Origin of the sequence: Shewanella marinintestina (assembly GCF_023283845.1) — a bacterium.
GTDB classification, from domain to species: Bacteria; Pseudomonadota; Gammaproteobacteria; order Enterobacterales; family Shewanellaceae; genus Shewanella; species Shewanella marinintestina.
In genome coordinates this window covers 233,903-250,846 of the sequence record NZ_JAKILC010000005.1, presented here as the reverse complement: position 1 = coordinate 250,846, position 16,944 = coordinate 233,903, and the positions used below count along the sequence as shown (strand labels likewise).

Genomic DNA, 16,944 nt, shown 5'->3' with positions numbered 1-16,944 from the left:
AAGTTCATGAGCCAACGTACCCTTCATACTCTGTTTAAACCTAAATCTGTTGCCATCATTGGCGCGTCAAATAAACCCAAACGAGCGGGGAATGTATTAATGAAAAACCTGCTGTCTGGAGGTTTTTCAGGGCCTATTATGCCGGTAACCCCTAAATATGAAGCGGTATTGGGCGTATTAGCTTATCCAAACATAGAATCTTTACCTCTAAAACCGGATTTAGCCATTGTTTGTACCGCGGCGACTAGAGTGCCTGCAATCATTGAAACTCTGGCTCAATTTGGCTGCAAAGTCGCTATCGTGATGGCATCGGGCCTTGGTGATGAGTTAACCGAAGATGGTATAAGCTTACTCACTGTCACTCAGCAAACCGCTAGACGTTATGGCATGCGTATTCTTGGTCCAAATAGCTTAGGGATGATACTGCCAAACCTTGGGTTAAACGCTAGCCTTGCCCATACAGCTGCACTACCCGGTAAAATTGCATTTGTGTCGCAATCAGCTGCAATATGTACCACTGTACTTGATTGGGCGAATAACAAAGGCATTGGCTTTTCATCGTTTATTTCTCTTGGCGACGCCAATGACATTAACTTTGATGAGTTACTTGATTACCTAGGCAGAGACTCTAAAACCGATGCAATTTTACTTTATGTCGACTCGGTTAATGAAAAGCGTCACTTCTTATCGGCAGCGCGAGCAGCGTCGCGTAACAAGCCTATTTTAGTCATCAAGTCTGGTAGAAGTATTGAGGGGACCAGCGCGGCAAAACTTCACACTGGCGGTGTTGCAGGAAACGATGCCGTGTATGAAGCAGCCTTTAGGCGAGCGGGTATGCTTAGGGTAAACGATCTTATCGAGCTATTTGCCGCTGTAGAGACGCTAGCTCACTCTAGACCGTTACAAGGTGAGCGCCTTGGGATCATCAGCAACGGCGGTGGCCCTGCAGTGTTAGCGCTCGATGAACTTATATTAGGCGGTGGCAAACTACCCTCTTTATCCACTGAGATCTATCAAAGATTAAACGCCCTACTTCCTAAAAGTTGGTCTGGCCAAAACCCGGTAGATATCGGGGGGGACTCGGACGCACTGCGCTATGCCAAATCACTAGAAATTCTGATGGATAGTGACGATCTAGATGCCATTTTAGTACTGCACTCACCATCAGCTTTAGGCGAGAGTGTTGAGATTGCAGAAGCAATAGCTGAAACAATTGCAAAGCATCCGAACCGTAATAGAGTCAATGTCTTAACTAATTGGAGTGGTGAAGATTCTGCTTATGAAGCGCGTAAACACTTTTCAAAATCCCGAATTCCAACCTACAGAACACCGGAAGGCGCTGTGGGCGCGTTTATGCATATGGTTGAGTATCGTCGTAACCAAAAACTGCTCCAGGAAGTACCACAATCTATCCCCGTTAATATTCCAGCTGATACCGCTACCGCAAGAACCAAGCTTCAACAAGCAATAGATTCTGGTAAAACTCTGTTAGAGACCCATGAATCCCGCGTGATTTTAGCGGCTTACGGTTTAAATACTGTTGATACTTGGTTTGCTAATAACCCAGATCAGGCTGTTGAATATGCGAAACAAGCCGGTTACCCAATTGCACTAAAAGTGCAATCACCTGATATTCATCACAAGTCAGACGTACACGGCGTAATGCTAAATTTAACCTCAGACTTAGAAGTTAAACAAGCGGCTAAAGCCATGATTGAACGCGTAATGTCACTTAACCCCGATGCAAAAATTGAAGGGTTAATCGTACAGAAAATGGCGCTAACCGCGGGGGCGCAAGAGATCCGTGTTGCCGTTGCCAATGACCCGGTATTTGGCCCTGCTATTTTGCTCGGCGAAGGGGGGTCCGAATGGGAACCAACTAAAGATGCCGTCGTTGCGCTACCGCCTCTTAACATGACACTAGCCCGTTATATGGTGATCCAAGCACTCAAGACTCAAAAACTTAGGGATCGCCATTTACCACTTGGGTTAAATATGAATGCGCTATGTGTATTGCTTACACAAATATCGCATTTAATTATTGATTGCCCTGAAATAGCGACCTTAGATTTAAACCCTGTTTTGTGCGCAGGCGAGAATATTACCTTGCTTGACGTTAATATTGGCCTTAATCCTGAACCTGTTGATAATGCCTCAAGGCTGGCAATCTCCCCTTACCCTAAAGAACTAGAAGAGATTGCTACCCTAAAAAATGGCAACCAAGTAATGCTGCGGCCGATTCTTCCTGAAGATGAACCTAAACATATGGCCTTTGATAATTCACTATCTGACGAAGACAGGTACAAACGTTACTTTGGCGTACGCTCGAAAATGACTCATGAGGAAATGGCGGTATTAACCCAGATTGACTACGCCCGTGAGATGGCTTTTATAGCCACAGCGTTAGGTGATGATGGCGAAGAAACCACCTTAGGTGCAATTAGAGCCTCAATTGACCCTGATAATACAGAAGCAGAGTTTGCCATGGCTGTACGCAGTAATTACCAAGGCCAGGGATTAGGTAAGTTATTACTTGAGAAGTTGGTGCGCTACTACAAACAAAATGACACCTTAGCCCTTACTGGGTTTACCATGTTTGAAAATAGAAATATGGCCAGCCTTGCTAAACATTTAGGCTTTACAGTGACATTTGATATGGAAGAACGTCTAATTAATATGCATATGGATTTAAAGCCTGCATCAAACGACTAACTTTAATCATCTCGCACTAATCTGTTAACTAAAAAGGCCACCAGCATAAGCTAGTGGCCTTTTTAGTATTCTTTATAGATAACTGCTTTACTAAATCGGCGTTTCAATAACGGGCTCGCCAACGACGCAATTGCGCCCAGATGACTTTGCGCGATATAAAGCTTCGTCAGCACGTAAAAAGTAGCTATCTTTATCATCTGTAGGCTTGAGTGACGCAACACCTACTGACACAGTAATATTGCCTAACGGTAGCTTTTTCTCTTTACCGATAGTTAAGTTACGCTCGGCAATTTTACGTCTAATATTATCCGCAACTTTTTGAGCGTTTAGATGGTTAGTTTGCGGCAGCAAAATTACGAACTCTTCGCCACCGTAACGTGCAACAAAATCAGCACCTTTAACCGAACTCTTCAATGCCTGAGCAACATAAGTTAATACCTTGTCGCCGATTAAATGTCCGTGCGTATCATTAAATTTCTTAAAGTAATCAATATCAATCACCAGCAAGCTACTTTCAAAGTTAGGCTGACTAAAACTATCAATATGGCTAATCACTTCTTGATCGAAAGCTCGGCGATTATGTAATGAAGTCAGCTGATCTGTCATCGCAACGGAACGAAGCTCGGCCATTTCGGACTTAAGAGCATCAACCTCCTGCGTCATACTATGCAGACTTTTATCCATTTCAAGATTCGTATTGATGATTTGTTCGAGCTCTAAGCTAACACCATCAACAAGCTTCTGCATGACGAGTTGATCTGGTTGTTCTTTTAAAGCAGTATCAAATTCACTCAGTGATTCAGAAAACCGTGACGTACCTTTTGTCATACTGGCAATTTTTGCAATTAAGCTGTTAATTAAAACTTGAGTTTCAATTTGGACATTTTCAATGACTTCAGAGGAGTTGACCTGAATATAGGTTTTATACAGGCTGCTACATACCTCAGGAGTAAACGCTAATCTGTTAGCTAAAAAACCATCAATTGCACGCTTTAGGTCGAGGTTAATTCCTTTATAGTATTCGTACCATACAGCGTAATTGTCAGGGGTAACAGGTATGTTCAACTCTGACATCTTAGGTACTGCATGGCGTAATATCTTTGCCGACAGCTCAGTTTCTGATAATTGCTGCGCCACATCCATAAATTAGTAACCCCTTATTGATATCCATACTTATCAATACTTTATACAAAAAAAGCCTGCTTAACAGCCTATTTTTACAGAAAGTCTATTATTAAAGGAGTTTATTTTCTGCAGCGAGCAAAAATATCAGTGCTCTGCCGGTAAACATCGCTAGTGACATTTAACAGACCCAGTAAGCTATCAAATAGATTGTCATGGGAAAAACCACCGGACTTAGCATACTTATTCAAGCAACCTAAATCTAAATTGTTCTGTGTAGCAAAATCTTCAGAGAACCAACCCAAGAAAGGAATATGAGTTTGCTCTTTTGGTGCAAATGCATAAGGCGCACCGTGCAAATACATGCCGCTTTCACCTAAAGACTCTCCATGATCAGACAGATATAGCATAGCTGTATCAAATCTAGTTTCTTGCTGCTTTAGCTTATCAACTACCAATGACACAATATAATCAGTGTACAAGATCGTATTGTCGTAGGTATTTAACAGCTCTTGTTTACTGCAGTTTTGTATATCGCTACGCTGACAATCTGGCACAAATTTACGGTGACTTTCAGGGTAGCGCTGGTAATAGGTTGGCCCATGAGAACCAATTAGGTGTAATACTATCAAAGTGTCTTCTAGCTTTATTTGCCCTAATCTCGCCACTAACTCATCAACTAGTACTTCGTCATAGCAAGACTCACCATTGCACCATTTAGAATTATTGTTATGATCAATAACGATATTTTCAACGTGCTGGCATACTCCTTTACAGCCACTATCATTGTCTAGCCACTGTAATTGTATTCCTGCATGTTTTAATACGTCGATAGCACCGTCTTGTGCTTTCGCTCGACGTTCGTCATAGTTTTCACGACCCATTCTTGAAAACATACAAGGCAAAGAAACCGCCGTTGCAGTGCCACATGAGCGCGTGTCATTAAAGACAACTAAATCGTGCTTTTGAGTATGAGAGTTTGTCGGCTTGTCGTAACCGTAATAGCTATAGTTCATCGCACGAGCAGTTTCACCTACCAGTAACACAACTAGGTTAGGTTTCTTTTTTTGGCTAGAGTTATGAGCATCTAAACCCAATTGTTTGTATTCAAGTGGCGACTGTAAGTAATTAAGATTAACGAATTTAACCGTAGAACCGATAAAGTATGTTGGGATTATGGAGCGTTTGATTAAACTATTATTGCGGCCAAATGCTAAATAATTTTCATAATAAAATGCGGCAATAAGTAGAACACCACCAAGCATTGCTAGCATAAACAAGACTTTATGCAGTAGCTCTTTAGTAAAAGGTTTGTATGTAATATTAACTTTGTAAATCAATAACGCCGGGATCCCGCCTGTTATAACTAGATTGGCAATAGACACCCAATTGAGGTAAGTCGCAGCTTCAGCTTGGTTGGTTTGGACCATGTTTTCAATCATGCCATAGTCAAAAATAACGCCATATTGCAACTCAGCAAAGAAAACGCAAGATGACAGTATTGTCAGCCCAATAAAAAATGGCTTGGCTATATACTTGATGCTAAAAAGACTAAATAAAAATGACAGTATAAACACTAAAAAGAACGGAATCGTAGCTATAAACAGCATGTTCACGTTAGCTTGTTTATCGATCCCGTGCTTTACAATATTAAAGAATGGAATATTGAACACGCAGACATAATAAAGCGCAAGAATAAAAGTAAATTGGATGCTGTTTAGATTTTTAAGACGTGATAGCACAGGAATTGCTCACTTTATTTGATGACGAGTAATAACGGTTTATGGCCTTCCTTGCCACTAGCCTTCAGTCGGCACTTTCGCTTTAATTTTAGCACCATAGGGCTGCGCTAAAAAGTGATTAGCTAGAAATAGCCGCTATTTAGTATCAAAATGTATCGCTCAATGGCGATAAGATTGGTACCAAAGCTAGTCACTAAAAATATTTGGATGATTTCAATTTGGAGTATGGCTTACTTTCTTGCTGAATTTGTAAGCCATTAAATGGTTAGGTTAAACTAAATGGCCAATATTCAGAGTAATACAATTTGGGAGACAATCTATTAAAACTCTTTATTAATTCTCTCGAAAAATTCTAATAACTTAGCACGTTCACTATCATCAAACTTGGCCGTTAAATCTTGTGTTAGTTGCATATGCAACTTATCGTGTTCGGTAAACATCATATGACCATTTTCGGTCAGCTCAATTAAAATTGAGCGCCGATCATTAGCATGAGGTACACGATTAACCAAACCAGCATCAACCATTTTGTCGACTTGAACAGTAAGCGTCCCCGTGGTCACCCCTATTTTTTGCGCAAGTTCTTTCATTCGCATTGGACCATTCAGCCCTAATATTTCAACTGTATGTACTTGAGGCAAACTAAAGCCTTTATCTTTAACTACGGCCATCTCCCAAGATGATAACTTCTCATAAAACTCAATCATGGCATGATTTAGACTATCACCTTGGTTTTTCATTAGTTTATTTACTCTTATTGATAAGGCGTCTATTGTGCCTCAGCCACATGATTCACTTCAATAGTGACATGAGATAAGCGTTTAAAATATGAAAGCTTATTTTTATAATATTCGACTCCTTTTCCATCAGGACTTTCAATGACAAAACTTGCAGCGTAGTGATCAGCACTGACTTTCCAAATATGTAAGTCCACCACTCGTGCTCCTTCTTGTTCAATACTGACTGTTACCTGATCAATATAAGATTGCTCAATACTCGCATCGAGTAACACTGGGCTTGTTTGCTTTAGTAAGCCCCATGCCCAACGACTAATAATGATACCACCGATGATCCCCATTAATGGGTCTAACCAAGTTAATCCAAAATATTTGCCCATTAATAGGGCTGCGATTGCCAGTACAGAGGTAAGCGCATCGGCAAGAACATGGAAATACGCCGCACGTAAATTGTGATCATGTCCGTGACTCTCTTCATGGTGGCTATGATGATCGTGATGTTCATGACAGTGGCCATGTCCATCGCCATGTGAGTGACCATGATGATCTTTAAGTAAAAATGCGCTTGCTATGTTTACAGTAAGTCCAATAAAGGCGACCAAAATGGCCTGATCGAATTGAATTTCATGGGGCTTAAATATTCTAATACCAGATTCAACCAACATCACCAGCGCCACAACCCCAAGCGCAATCGCACTGGTATAGCCGCCCAGAACACTCACCTTTCCCGTACCATATGAAAACTCAGCTGAATTGGCATTATTCCGTGCATAACGATAAGCAAAAAGTGTAATCATAAATGCCGCTGCATGTGTGCCCATATGCCAGCCATCTGCTAGCAAAGCCATCGAGCCATACATTGTTCCAGCTACAATTTCAGCTAACATAGTTACTATCGTTAGCAACAGAACATAAGCAGTATTTCGTTCACCTGCACTATTTAAATTTGAAAAGCCTTGTTTGTGCTGACAGTTAATTTGCACTTGCTCCCCCTTAAGCATAAAAATACCTTCTTTCCTTTTCTAATTATGTACGGTGTTACTCAGCACATAGCCTTATAACTACTATTTAAAAGCAACTTTGCCCAATTTCTGAATAATTAACTCTAGCTATATTGGCTCTTTCAACAAACTAGCAATGTTGACTAGCTTATGACGCAAAGGAGTCACACTCATTCAGCCTCAGTGAAGGAGTTACTTTGAAAAAAGTATAATTTGAACTCAGAGTAATTTGATCATCAAACAAAGTTTGAACCTGTCAGTACAGTATTTCAAGGAAAACTCGGGTTACTGTGATCGAGATCAATTTGTACTGAACAGCGGAATTAGCTAAATTTTTTGGATAATTTAACAGCGATACGAACTGTTTTTTGCTTGAGGATAGGTTAAAAGGAATGTTTTGTTTAAACAGGAGGAAGAAGATAATCGTTTGAATTAAAATGTATTTTTTAGTTGAAAGTAAATAAAATTAAAAAAATACAATATTTTTTAACCCTTTTTAAAATCTAGGCCGTTCATATAGATATTGAATACGAACAATACTTTTATTTTGGAGAATTTATGACTTTATTCACTCAACGCAAAAATAAGTTTAGCCGTGCCTTGTTAGCAACTTCTTTAGTTTTTGGCGCTTTTTCTTTTAATGTGAATGCTACAAGTCCTACTCACCCGTCTGGATTGAATCAAAATATGATAACGACCCAAATGTATAGTGCTAGCAATTATGTTTCTATCAACGAAACCAAAATGTACCCAAAGCCTGCAGCCGGGCAAGAACAACACATTTTAACCCTACCAAAAATCGAGAATGAAAGTGATTACATGATAGAAATTGAGATCGGCCAAACACAAATGGTTGATTGCAATAAACATGGTCTGATTGGGGAGCTGAAACAGTTATCAGTTGAAGGTTGGGGTTACAATTATTATCAAGTAGACACCATAGTTGATGGGCCGAGTACGATGATGGCCTGCTTTGAAAAAGCGAAAACGGCTAAGTTTTTATCGATTAATGCCGATCTAATACTTAACTATGATAGCCGCTTAGCAAAAGTATTTTACCTTCCGGAAAACAGCCAGTTGCGTTATCGCGTATGGAAAGTTGAAACTGAATTTAGCTATTCAGGCCAAGCTAAGTAACCAACAATATACATTATGGTATTTTCGAAAGTTAGGCGCTAACTACGCCTTGCTTTCTGCTTTCTGCTTTCTGCTTTCTGCTTTCTGCTTTCTGCTTTCTAGATAGTATTTAAGCAGCTTCCAGCTGTCATTAATTTCCCTTACGCCAAAAAGCACTCGGTATCGATTCTTGAAACAGTTTATTTTTAGAAGAATAAAAATGACTCGGGAAACCAACATCTATAGCGCTTGCTCATTTTTGTTTGATTTTAAAAATATCAACTGCAACTATTGCAAATGCAACTATTTCTCTTTGTTTTTATTTACTTTTTTACTACAGAGGTCTCATTTTACGACTAAGATTAAAGATAGGAGGTAAAGAATATTTATCTCTAATCTTATCATTTGTGCGTTTCAGGGGGCCGGTTATGAGTATATTTGAGCATTACCAACAGCGCTATGAGAAAAAACTAGACGAAGAGTATTCGTTAGAAGACTTTTTGAAAATCTGTAAGCAAGACCGCAGTGCCTATGCATCTGCAGCAGAGCGACTATTAACGGCCATTGGCGAGCCAGAAGTCATTGATACCTCCAAGGATCCGGTTTTAAGCCGACTGTTTTCAAATCGGCTAATTTCACGATATCCAGCATTTAAAGATTTTTACGGCATGGAGGAAGCCATTGAACAAATCGTGGCTTACCTTAAACATTCAGCTCAAGGCTTAGAAGAGTCTAAACAGATCTTGTATTTACTTGGACCTGTCGGTGGTGGTAAATCATCTCTTGCGGAGAAGCTAAAAGCCTTGATGCAAGATGTTCCAGTATATGTATTAACCGCGGACGGTGTCCGAAGCCCTGTTAATGATCACCCTTTCTGTTTATTTAATTTAGATGAAGACGGCGACATTCTTAAGCAAGAATACAATATTCCTGACCGCTATCTGAAAACAATCATGTCACCTTGGGCTGTAAAACGCTTACACGAATTTGGCGGTGATATTTCTAAGTTTAAAGTCGTTAAAGTTTACCCTTCTATTCTTGATCAATTAGCTATCGCTAAAACCGAACCTGGAGATGAAAATAATCAGGACATTTCATCACTTGTAGGTAAAGTAGATATTCGTCAGCTAGAGCATTATGCACAACACGATGCCGACGCCTATTCATATTCAGGTGCATTATGTCGTGCTAACCAAGGCATGATGGAGTTTGTGGAGATGTTTAAAGCACCTATTAAGGTGTTACACCCTCTACTAACAGCAACTCAGGAAGGTAATTACAACGGTACAGAAGGCTTATCTGCACTGCCTTTTAGTGGGATCATTCTAGCTCACTCCAACGAGTCAGAGTGGACCACATTCAGAAACAATAAAACTAATGAAGCTTTCTTAGACAGGGTTTACATTGTAAAAGTACCTTATTGCCTAAGAATTTCAGAAGAAGTTCGTATTTACGAAAAACTACTCAGCAACTCTGAACTCGCCAATACCCCGTGTGCTCCTGGTACGCTTGAAACCTTGGCACAATTTACTGTTTTATCAAGAGTTGTAGCGCCTGAAAATTCATCAATTTATTCAAAAATGCGAGTCTATGATGGTGAGAGTTTGAAAGATACCGATCCTAAAGCTAAGTCTTATCAGGAGTATCGTGACTATGCTGGTGTCGATGAAGGCATGTTGGGACTATCCACCCGTTTTGCCTTTAAGATCTTGTCGCGGGTATTTAATTTCGACCATACCGAAATTGCCGCTAACCCGGTTCACCTATTCTATGTATTAGAGCGTCAAATCGAGCAAGAACAATTCCCAACAGAAATGGCTGAGCGCTACTTAGAGTTTTTAAAAGGTTACCTCATTCCAAAATATGTTGAGTTTATTGGTAAAGAGATCCAAACCGCTTATTTAGAGTCTTACTCAGAATATGGTCAGAATATTTTTGATAGGTACGTCACCTATGCCGATTTCTGGATTCAGGATCAAGAATATAGAGATCCTGAAACAGGCCAGCTATTTGATAGAGCTGCATTGAATGCAGAGCTAGAAAAAATAGAAAAGCCAGCAGGAATAAGCAATCCAAAGGATTTTAGAAATGAAATTGTTAACTTTGTCCTTCGCGCACGTGCTAACAACGAAGGCATGAATCCGCTATGGACGAGCTATGAAAAACTTAGAACGGTAATTGAGAAAAAGATGTTTTCAAATACCGAAGATCTATTACCTGTGATTTCTTTCAATGGCAAGACCTCAACAGATGATCAACGTAAACATGATGACTTTGTGAATCGAATGATGGAAAAAGGCTACACCCAAAAACAAGTAAGACTGCTTTCAGAGTGGTACTTGAGAGTAAGAAAGTCTTCTTAAAAAGCCCAAGGGGGAGCTTGCTCCCCCCCATTTGGCTAGGAGGTGCGCATGACAAGTTTTATTGATAGAAGGCTTAATGCTAAAGGTAAAAGTACCGTTAATAGACAACGCTTTATTAATCGTTATAAAAAGCAAATTAAAAAGGCTGTTAGCGATGCAGTTACACGTCGTAGTGTTACGGACGTCGATAAAGGCGAAAAAATTAGTATCCCAACACGTGACATTAGTGAACCCACTTTTCACCAAGGAAGTGGTGGAGTAAGAGAAAGAGTTCATCCCGGCAATGATAAATTTGCTCAAGGCGATCAAATAGAGCGTCCACCGTCGGGTCAGGGACAAGGTGCAGGTCAAGGAGAGGCCTCTGATTCCGGCGAAGGCCAAGATGACTTTGTATTTGAGATCTCAAAAGATGAATATTTAGAGCTGTTATTTGAAGATCTTGAGCTACCTAACCTACAAAATAACCGTTTAAACAAACTTGTTGAATATCAAGTATATCGAGCAGGTTTTACCAACGACGGAGTCCCTGCCAATATCAATATCGTGCGATCACTACGTTCGTCACTTGCCCGCAGAACGGCAATGACTTCAACCAAAAAAAACAAGTTATCTCAATTAGAGAATGAACTTGACCAACTGGAAAATAAACCCGGTTCTGATGCTGAACGAATCATGGCGTTAAAAGCTGAAATAATCGATCTTAAACAGCGGATTAAAAAAGTTCCTTTTATCGATACATTCGATTTACGCTATAACAATTATGCAAAACGTGAAGTACCATCTAGCCAAGCGGTTATGTTTTGTTTGATGGACGTATCCGGCTCTATGGATCAGGCCACAAAAGACATGGCAAAACGTTTTTACATTCTATTGTATCTATTTTTAACTCGTACCTATAAAAACTTAGATGTTGTGTACATTCGTCATCACACCCAGGCAAAAGAAGTAGATGAACATGAATTCTTCTATTCGCAAGAAACTGGTGGCACCATAGTTTCGAGTGCTTTGAAACTAATGCACGAGATCCAGCAAAAACGTTACCCAGAAAATGAGTGGAATATCTATGCAGCCCAAGCTTCTGATGGTGATAATTGGGCAGACGACTCCCCTTCTTGCCATGAACTACTCGAGAAAAAGCTATTGCCAGTCGTTCGCTACTTCAGCTACATAGAGATCACTAACCGCGCTCATCAAACACTATGGCGAGAGTATGAAGATCTGCAAAAGTCTCATGACAACATCGCAGTACAACATATAAAACAGGCTGAAGATATATATCCTGTATTTAGAGAACTATTTAAAAAGCAGGCTGTTTAGGAGGCGCTATGGATACTCCAAATAAAAGAACACCACTAGACGATGGCCCAGATTGGAACTTCGATCTACTACAAACCTACTTAACTGAAATTGAGCGAGTTGCAGGGATCTATCGCTTAGATGCCTACCCAAATCAAATTGAAGTTATTACTGCCGAACAAATGATGGATGCTTATGCAGGAATAGGCATGCCGATTGGCTACACACACTGGTCGTTTGGTAAAAGGTTTATTGAAACTGAGCAAGGCTATAAGCGTGGACAAATGGGTTTAGCTTACGAAATTGTTATTAACTCCGATCCGTGTATCGCCTATTTAATGGAAGAAAATACTATTACGATGCAAGCCTTAGTCATGGCCCATGCTAGCTTTGGTCATAATAGTTTCTTTAAAGGTAACTACCTTTTTAAAACTTGGACTGATGCCAGTTCTATAATCGATTACTTAGTGTTTGCTAGAAACTACATCAGTGAATGTGAAGAGCTATATGGAATTGAGAAAGTAGAAAGCATTATTGACTCCTGTCATGCATTAATGAGTTATGGTGTTGACCGTTATAAGCGCCCTAGCGAAATATCATTCAAAGAAGAAAAGATGCGCCAGAAAGACAGAGAGGCTTACTTGCAAAGCCAAGTAAATGAGCTTTGGCGCACGATTCCTGATTCACCGCAAGAGGAAGCTAAGCAGGAAAAAGTGAACTTTCCTGCTGAACCACAAGAAAATATTCTCTATTTCATTGAAAAAAACGCGCCACTTTTGGAACCTTGGCAACGTGAAATAGTTAGAATTGTCCGCAAGATGGGGCAGTACTTTTATCCACAAAAACAAACTCAAGTTATGAATGAGGGCTGGGCTACCTTTTGGCACTACACCATTTTAAACCACCTCTACGATGAAGGCTTAGTTACTGACCGGTTTATGTTGGAGTTTTTACAAAGCCATACTAACGTGGTTGCTCAGCCAAGCTATAACAGCCCTTATTACAGTGGCATAAATCCCTATGCTTTGGGGTTTAATATGTTTGTCGATATTCGTCGGATTTGCGAAAACCCTACCGAAGAGGATAAAGAGTGGTTTCCAGAAATCGCAGGTAGTGATTGGTTAACGACACTGCACTTCGCTATGGAAAACTTCAAAGATGAAAGCTTTATTAGCCAATATCTATCGCCAAATATTATTAGGCAATTTAAGCTTTTCTCTATTCTTGATGATGATAGAAGAAACCATATTAGCGTTTCAGCAATCCACGATGACGCTGGATATAAAGAGATCAGAGAAAAACTGTCGCAGCAGTATAACCTATCCAACTTGGAACCTAACATTCAGGTTCAAAATGTAGAAGTCAGTGGCGATCGCTCGATAACATTACGCTATATACCTAACTCAAGGATCCCCCTAGCTGATACCTGCCATCAAGTCGTTAAACACCTGCATCGTTTGTGGGGCTTCGATGTCAAACTAGAACTCTATGATGACGGCGACACAAGCCTAATAGCAGCTTGCCCTGAAAAAAATGAAGAATAACAGCCAATATTGGTACCATTGAGCCATAAAAAAAGCGCCTTATTAGGCGCTTTTTATCAAATCAGCTTAGATTAAGCGAATTTGAAGTCAACGTGTTCGATCATTGGCTTGAACGCATGGCGTTGCATGTCTTGAACGCGAACTTTAACGTCTTTACCTTCTAGAGCAATAGTTAGCTCAGAAGTGTAGAAATCTTGGTTCTCTTGAATGTTGATGATATCTTTGTGTTCAAAAACAATAGAGATAGCTTCTTTACCTGGACCGTAGATAACACCAGGAACTTTCTTAGCGTGACGTAGGCGGCGGCTCGAACCTTTCCCGATTTCTGTACGAACTTGTGCAGCGATAGTATAAGACATAGTAAACTCACTTAATAAAAATAATAATAATAATATAATAAAGCCACGATTTTCGACCAACCATGACTTTGTTTAAAGCGGGCGGATTCTAACACAGAATATTTATACGTACAAAGTATATGACGCGCGATTTGGATATATTAATGGATAAACTTACTACCAATTTCTTACAGGTCCAGTATCTATGTGAATAAAGCCAGAATTTGGATAATAACCAACTCCACCAAGCTTCAATTCAATCGCCGCTTCACGAATTTGTGCGAGTTTAACTCCGGGTAACGCTAAATCTAATGCCATCCCTTTCATGTGATAGCTCTTCTTCGCCACACCATTACTTTTTTTAGCAAGCATAGCATTGGTCTTTGGTGAGCGGTAACCGGAAATAATATGCAACTCATCTTCAAAACTCAAAGACTCTGTTAGCTGAAAAGCAAAATCAAACAGTCTTTTATCCATTGGCGCAGATTCATTTAGTCGGTGATCTCTAAGCACCTGACTAAAATCCGTCAGAATTTCATTTTGATAATCACCATCAATCCAGTAGCTTCCATGCCCACGTTCACCTGTATGACGATTATAGAAACCTAAGCTTCTAACTCCTTTCGTTGAACGACTTGCTTGGGCTTTTGAAGGCAACATTGAAAACATTGCTACACCACCTAAGCCTAATAATAACTGTCTACGCGAGCTACATACTACTGACACACATCCACCACTGACTACTTTTCAAACAACTGGCAGGCAAATTAACCTGTAGAAAAACAGAAATCAAGCAATCATGCTAAATTAGCAGTATCTGCTTTATAAGTCGTTGATTTGAGCACTGACGGGGGGGGAAGCATTGGGTTTGGTGTTCATTTGGTAGATATCATTTCTAAACTGAGCTTGATTAGACTCATCTAACCAAGCTGTCCAATAAACTAAGTGCACATTGAGTTTTGAATTGAGTGCAAACCACTGGGTACGTTTTCGATCTCTATGTCTATCAACCCAGGTTTGCTTATCTTTTACTAGATTAGCTGCCATCCAATTGGCTAAACCTTCAACATTTTCAACACGAATACAACCAGAAGACAAAGCTCTATTGCTAAGTTGAAATAGCTTAGGATCGACGGTGTCATGCAGGTACACACTGTGATCATTTGGAAAATAGAACTTATAGCGCCCTAAAGTATTATTTACTCCAGGCCTTTGTACAAACCGGAAGGGAAACGGCCCTTTAGCCAAATCACTCCATTGCTCCGCGGTTCTTAATACTTGCTTATCGTCTCTATCGTAGACGTCAAAGTTACGCTCATTGATGTAGTTACCGTCTTTTCTAACTTGAGGTAACAAGTCGTTGTATAGAATCTTTTTAGGCACTCGCCAGCTAGGGTTTATCACTACATTCGATATTGCACTACTCAATAATGGAGTTGGGCGATAAGGTTTACCAACAATGACCCTAGAGGCAAGCTCTACACGACCATTATTAAATAGCTCCATTTCAAATGCAGGGATATTGATAACTAAAAAACGGTGCGAACGTTGAGCCATAAACTCTGCACGCTCAATATAGTTATTAGCTAACATCGAAGCTCTTTGTTTGGGTGTTACGTTTAACCACTTTATCGTTTCAGGCCCGATGACTGCATCGGGCTGTAGACCATGTCGACGCTGAAAACGTTTTAAAGAAGTTGCGGTTGAAGGATCTAACTGATTAGTGCTCTTTGCTGAGCTATTGGAATCGCCCAACAGCCATAATCGTTTGACGATCGATGGAATTGCGGGGTCGCTCATCCCTGGCCGAATCAACTTAGAGATACTGATAGGTTGCCACCAGTCTTGCTCTGCTAACCACTGTAAGTGACGGATACGATTTTGAATATGCAAATATCCGTCTAGCTGCGGCTCCAGTGCCATAGCTCTTATAAACGGATCGGCTGATTGGCTCACAGCTCCATTTCTAATGGGTAAATTACGTTGGCTCCAAAAATCAGCAATTTGCATTTCAATTTGCTTTAACTGAGTTTGAGAAAGCTGACTTTTTAACAATTTGGTCTTGTATCGCTCAAATTGCTCATCTTGATCAACCAAAGCAATTAAGGACACCTGTTGATACAGCATATTTTGAGCACGTGTAAGCCGCTCATCAGCATGGCTTGTAAAGCAAATAGATATCAAACCTAACCAGCATATCATACTACCAAATCGCATTTTGCCTCCCTTCAATATTGCTATTTTAAGTATGGCAAACAATTGTGTTTTGTATATGACGGCTTAAAAATTTAGGTAAGCAAATTTTTCGAAGAACTAAATAACAAGCTTCTTTAATTAATAAGCTTATACCATTAGTTTAAAAACTAAGAGCACTTTGACCAATGCTGGTCTGGCCTGTTGCCGGGTAATACTTTAATTGCCAATTATCGGCTCCTTGGCTCCTATCATCAGCAATATAGTTATAATAACAATATGTATCTGAGTCACTTAGATCACCACCTGAATACCAATAAATAATATCATCCCCTTTATCAAACGTGTTATTACCGTGGTTTTCTAGGTTGTAATCATCGTTTGTAAGCAGTCCTTGCCAGATCTCTTTGCAAAACGCACCTTGAAGACGAGTACCATTCTGACTAGTAGACGTATCAATCCCTAAAGGATACCCTGTGACAGAAGAATCTAAATCCCCCTCTCCATAACAAGCTAAATCCATTTCATAGCCACTCTTTCCTGATGTTAGCCAGCAACTATGGTAAAGCTTAACCGCTGAACTAAAACTACCAAATGCACTTTTGATAGATGCGTCATGTGCATCGTCACTTAAGTTTATAAATTTAGGTACCGCAGTAACCGCCAAAATTCCCAGAACAATGATCACAACGACCAATTCAACCAGAGTGAACCCCTTAGCTTGTTTATTCATACTACACCCAACTTATATCCAATAAATAACATGGTAACGTTAAGTCA

At 40.0% G+C, this 16,944-nt stretch carries 13 protein-coding genes; 5 read left to right on the top strand and 8 right to left on the bottom strand.

Going from position 1 to position 16,944, the window contains the following annotated elements:
- Nucleotides 1-6 precede the first annotated feature (6 nt).
- Nucleotides 7-2,712: a bifunctional acetate--CoA ligase family protein/GNAT family N-acetyltransferase gene (locus L2747_RS07810; protein ID WP_248998505.1), complete on the top strand. Its 2,706-nt coding sequence runs from the start codon at nucleotides 7-9 to the stop codon at nucleotides 2,710-2,712.
- A 90-nt stretch (nucleotides 2,713-2,802) separates the two neighbouring features.
- Here the strand turns inward: L2747_RS07810 and L2747_RS07805 are convergent, their stop codons facing one another.
- The 4 genes from L2747_RS07805 to dmeF all read right to left on the bottom strand — a co-directional run bounded on the left by L2747_RS07805 (nucleotide 2,803) and on the right by dmeF (nucleotide 7,314).
- Nucleotides 2,803-3,855 (bottom strand): GGDEF domain-containing protein, encoded by a 1,053-nt coding sequence (locus L2747_RS07805; RefSeq protein WP_248998504.1) that lies wholly within the window; start codon nucleotides 3,853-3,855, stop codon nucleotides 2,803-2,805.
- Nucleotides 3,856-3,956: 101 nt separating this feature from the next.
- A complete protein-coding gene (locus tag L2747_RS07800; protein ID WP_248998503.1) occupies nucleotides 3,957-5,576 on the bottom strand; it encodes a phosphoethanolamine transferase in 1,620 nt (539 codons plus the stop codon).
- Between the two features lie 320 nt (nucleotides 5,577-5,896).
- Nucleotides 5,897-6,316 (bottom strand): MarR family winged helix-turn-helix transcriptional regulator, encoded by a 420-nt coding sequence (locus L2747_RS07795; RefSeq protein ID WP_248998502.1) that lies wholly within the window; start codon nucleotides 6,314-6,316, stop codon nucleotides 5,897-5,899.
- A 29-nt stretch (nucleotides 6,317-6,345) separates the two neighbouring features.
- The gene (gene dmeF, locus L2747_RS07790) at nucleotides 6,346-7,314 is read right to left on the bottom strand and encodes a CDF family Co(II)/Ni(II) efflux transporter DmeF (RefSeq protein ID WP_248998501.1); all 969 of its coding nucleotides are present in this window, start codon (nucleotides 7,312-7,314) and stop codon (nucleotides 6,346-6,348) included.
- A gap of 558 nt (nucleotides 7,315-7,872) precedes the next feature.
- Between dmeF and eco the strand changes: the two genes are divergently transcribed.
- The 4 genes from eco to L2747_RS07770 all read left to right on the top strand — a co-directional run bounded on the left by eco (nucleotide 7,873) and on the right by L2747_RS07770 (nucleotide 13,633).
- Nucleotides 7,873-8,451, top strand: a complete 579-nt coding sequence (eco, locus tag L2747_RS07785; protein WP_248998500.1) for a serine protease inhibitor ecotin — start codon at nucleotides 7,873-7,875, stop codon at nucleotides 8,449-8,451.
- A gap of 407 nt (nucleotides 8,452-8,858) precedes the next feature.
- Nucleotides 8,859-10,793 carry a PrkA family serine protein kinase gene (locus L2747_RS07780; protein ID WP_248998499.1) on the top strand — a complete coding sequence of 645 codons (1,935 nt, stop codon included), beginning with the start codon at nucleotides 8,859-8,861 and terminating at the stop codon, nucleotides 10,791-10,793.
- Nucleotides 10,794-10,841: 48 nt separating this feature from the next.
- Nucleotides 10,842-12,110: a YeaH/YhbH family protein gene (locus L2747_RS07775; protein ID WP_248998498.1), complete on the top strand. Its 1,269-nt coding sequence runs from the start codon at nucleotides 10,842-10,844 to the stop codon at nucleotides 12,108-12,110.
- Nucleotides 12,111-12,118: 8 nt separating this feature from the next.
- Nucleotides 12,119-13,633 carry a SpoVR family protein gene (locus tag L2747_RS07770; RefSeq protein ID WP_248998497.1) on the top strand — a complete coding sequence of 505 codons (1,515 nt, stop codon included), beginning with the start codon at nucleotides 12,119-12,121 and terminating at the stop codon, nucleotides 13,631-13,633.
- A 71-nt stretch (nucleotides 13,634-13,704) separates the two neighbouring features.
- Here L2747_RS07770 and rplY read toward each other — a convergent pair whose 3' ends face one another.
- The 4 genes from rplY to L2747_RS07750 all read right to left on the bottom strand — a co-directional run bounded on the left by rplY (nucleotide 13,705) and on the right by L2747_RS07750 (nucleotide 16,897).
- Nucleotides 13,705-13,992, bottom strand: a complete 288-nt coding sequence (rplY, locus tag L2747_RS07765) for a 50S ribosomal protein L25 (RefSeq protein WP_202722036.1) — start codon at nucleotides 13,990-13,992, stop codon at nucleotides 13,705-13,707.
- Between the two features lie 156 nt (nucleotides 13,993-14,148).
- Nucleotides 14,149-14,697, bottom strand: coding sequence for a peptidoglycan L,D-endopeptidase MepK (gene mepK, locus L2747_RS07760; RefSeq protein ID WP_248998496.1), 549 nt, complete (start codon nucleotides 14,695-14,697; stop codon nucleotides 14,149-14,151).
- A 96-nt stretch (nucleotides 14,698-14,793) separates the two neighbouring features.
- Nucleotides 14,794-16,188, bottom strand: coding sequence for a L,D-transpeptidase family protein (locus L2747_RS07755; protein ID WP_248998495.1), 1,395 nt, complete (start codon nucleotides 16,186-16,188; stop codon nucleotides 14,794-14,796).
- A gap of 139 nt (nucleotides 16,189-16,327) precedes the next feature.
- Nucleotides 16,328-16,897, bottom strand: a complete 570-nt coding sequence (locus L2747_RS07750) for a prepilin-type N-terminal cleavage/methylation domain-containing protein (protein WP_248998494.1) — start codon at nucleotides 16,895-16,897, stop codon at nucleotides 16,328-16,330.
- Between the last annotated feature and the right edge of the window lie 47 nt (nucleotides 16,898-16,944).

Bases quoted from the DNA above. Each gene is read 5' to 3' on its own strand.
- L2747_RS07810 (WP_248998505.1), top strand. From the start codon at position 7: ATGAGCCAACGTACCCTTCATACTCTGTTTAAACCTAAATCTGTTGCC.
- L2747_RS07805 (WP_248998504.1), bottom strand. From the start codon at position 3,855: ATGGATGTGGCGCAGCAATTATCAGAAACTGAGCTGTCGGCAAAGATA.
- L2747_RS07795 (WP_248998502.1), bottom strand. From the start codon at position 6,316: ATGAAAAACCAAGGTGATAGTCTAAATCATGCCATGATTGAGTTTTAT.
- dmeF (WP_248998501.1), bottom strand. From the start codon at position 7,314: ATGCTTAAGGGGGAGCAAGTGCAAATTAACTGTCAGCACAAACAAGGC.
- eco (WP_248998500.1), top strand. From the start codon at position 7,873: ATGACTTTATTCACTCAACGCAAAAATAAGTTTAGCCGTGCCTTGTTA.
- L2747_RS07780 (WP_248998499.1), top strand. From the start codon at position 8,859: ATGAGTATATTTGAGCATTACCAACAGCGCTATGAGAAAAAACTAGAC.
- L2747_RS07775 (WP_248998498.1), top strand. From the start codon at position 10,842: ATGACAAGTTTTATTGATAGAAGGCTTAATGCTAAAGGTAAAAGTACC.
- L2747_RS07770 (WP_248998497.1), top strand. From the start codon at position 12,119: ATGGATACTCCAAATAAAAGAACACCACTAGACGATGGCCCAGATTGG.
- rplY (WP_202722036.1), bottom strand. From the start codon at position 13,992: ATGTCTTATACTATCGCTGCACAAGTTCGTACAGAAATCGGGAAAGGT.
- L2747_RS07755 (WP_248998495.1), bottom strand. From the start codon at position 16,188: ATGCGATTTGGTAGTATGATATGCTGGTTAGGTTTGATATCTATTTGC.
- L2747_RS07750 (WP_248998494.1), bottom strand. From the start codon at position 16,897: ATGAATAAACAAGCTAAGGGGTTCACTCTGGTTGAATTGGTCGTTGTG.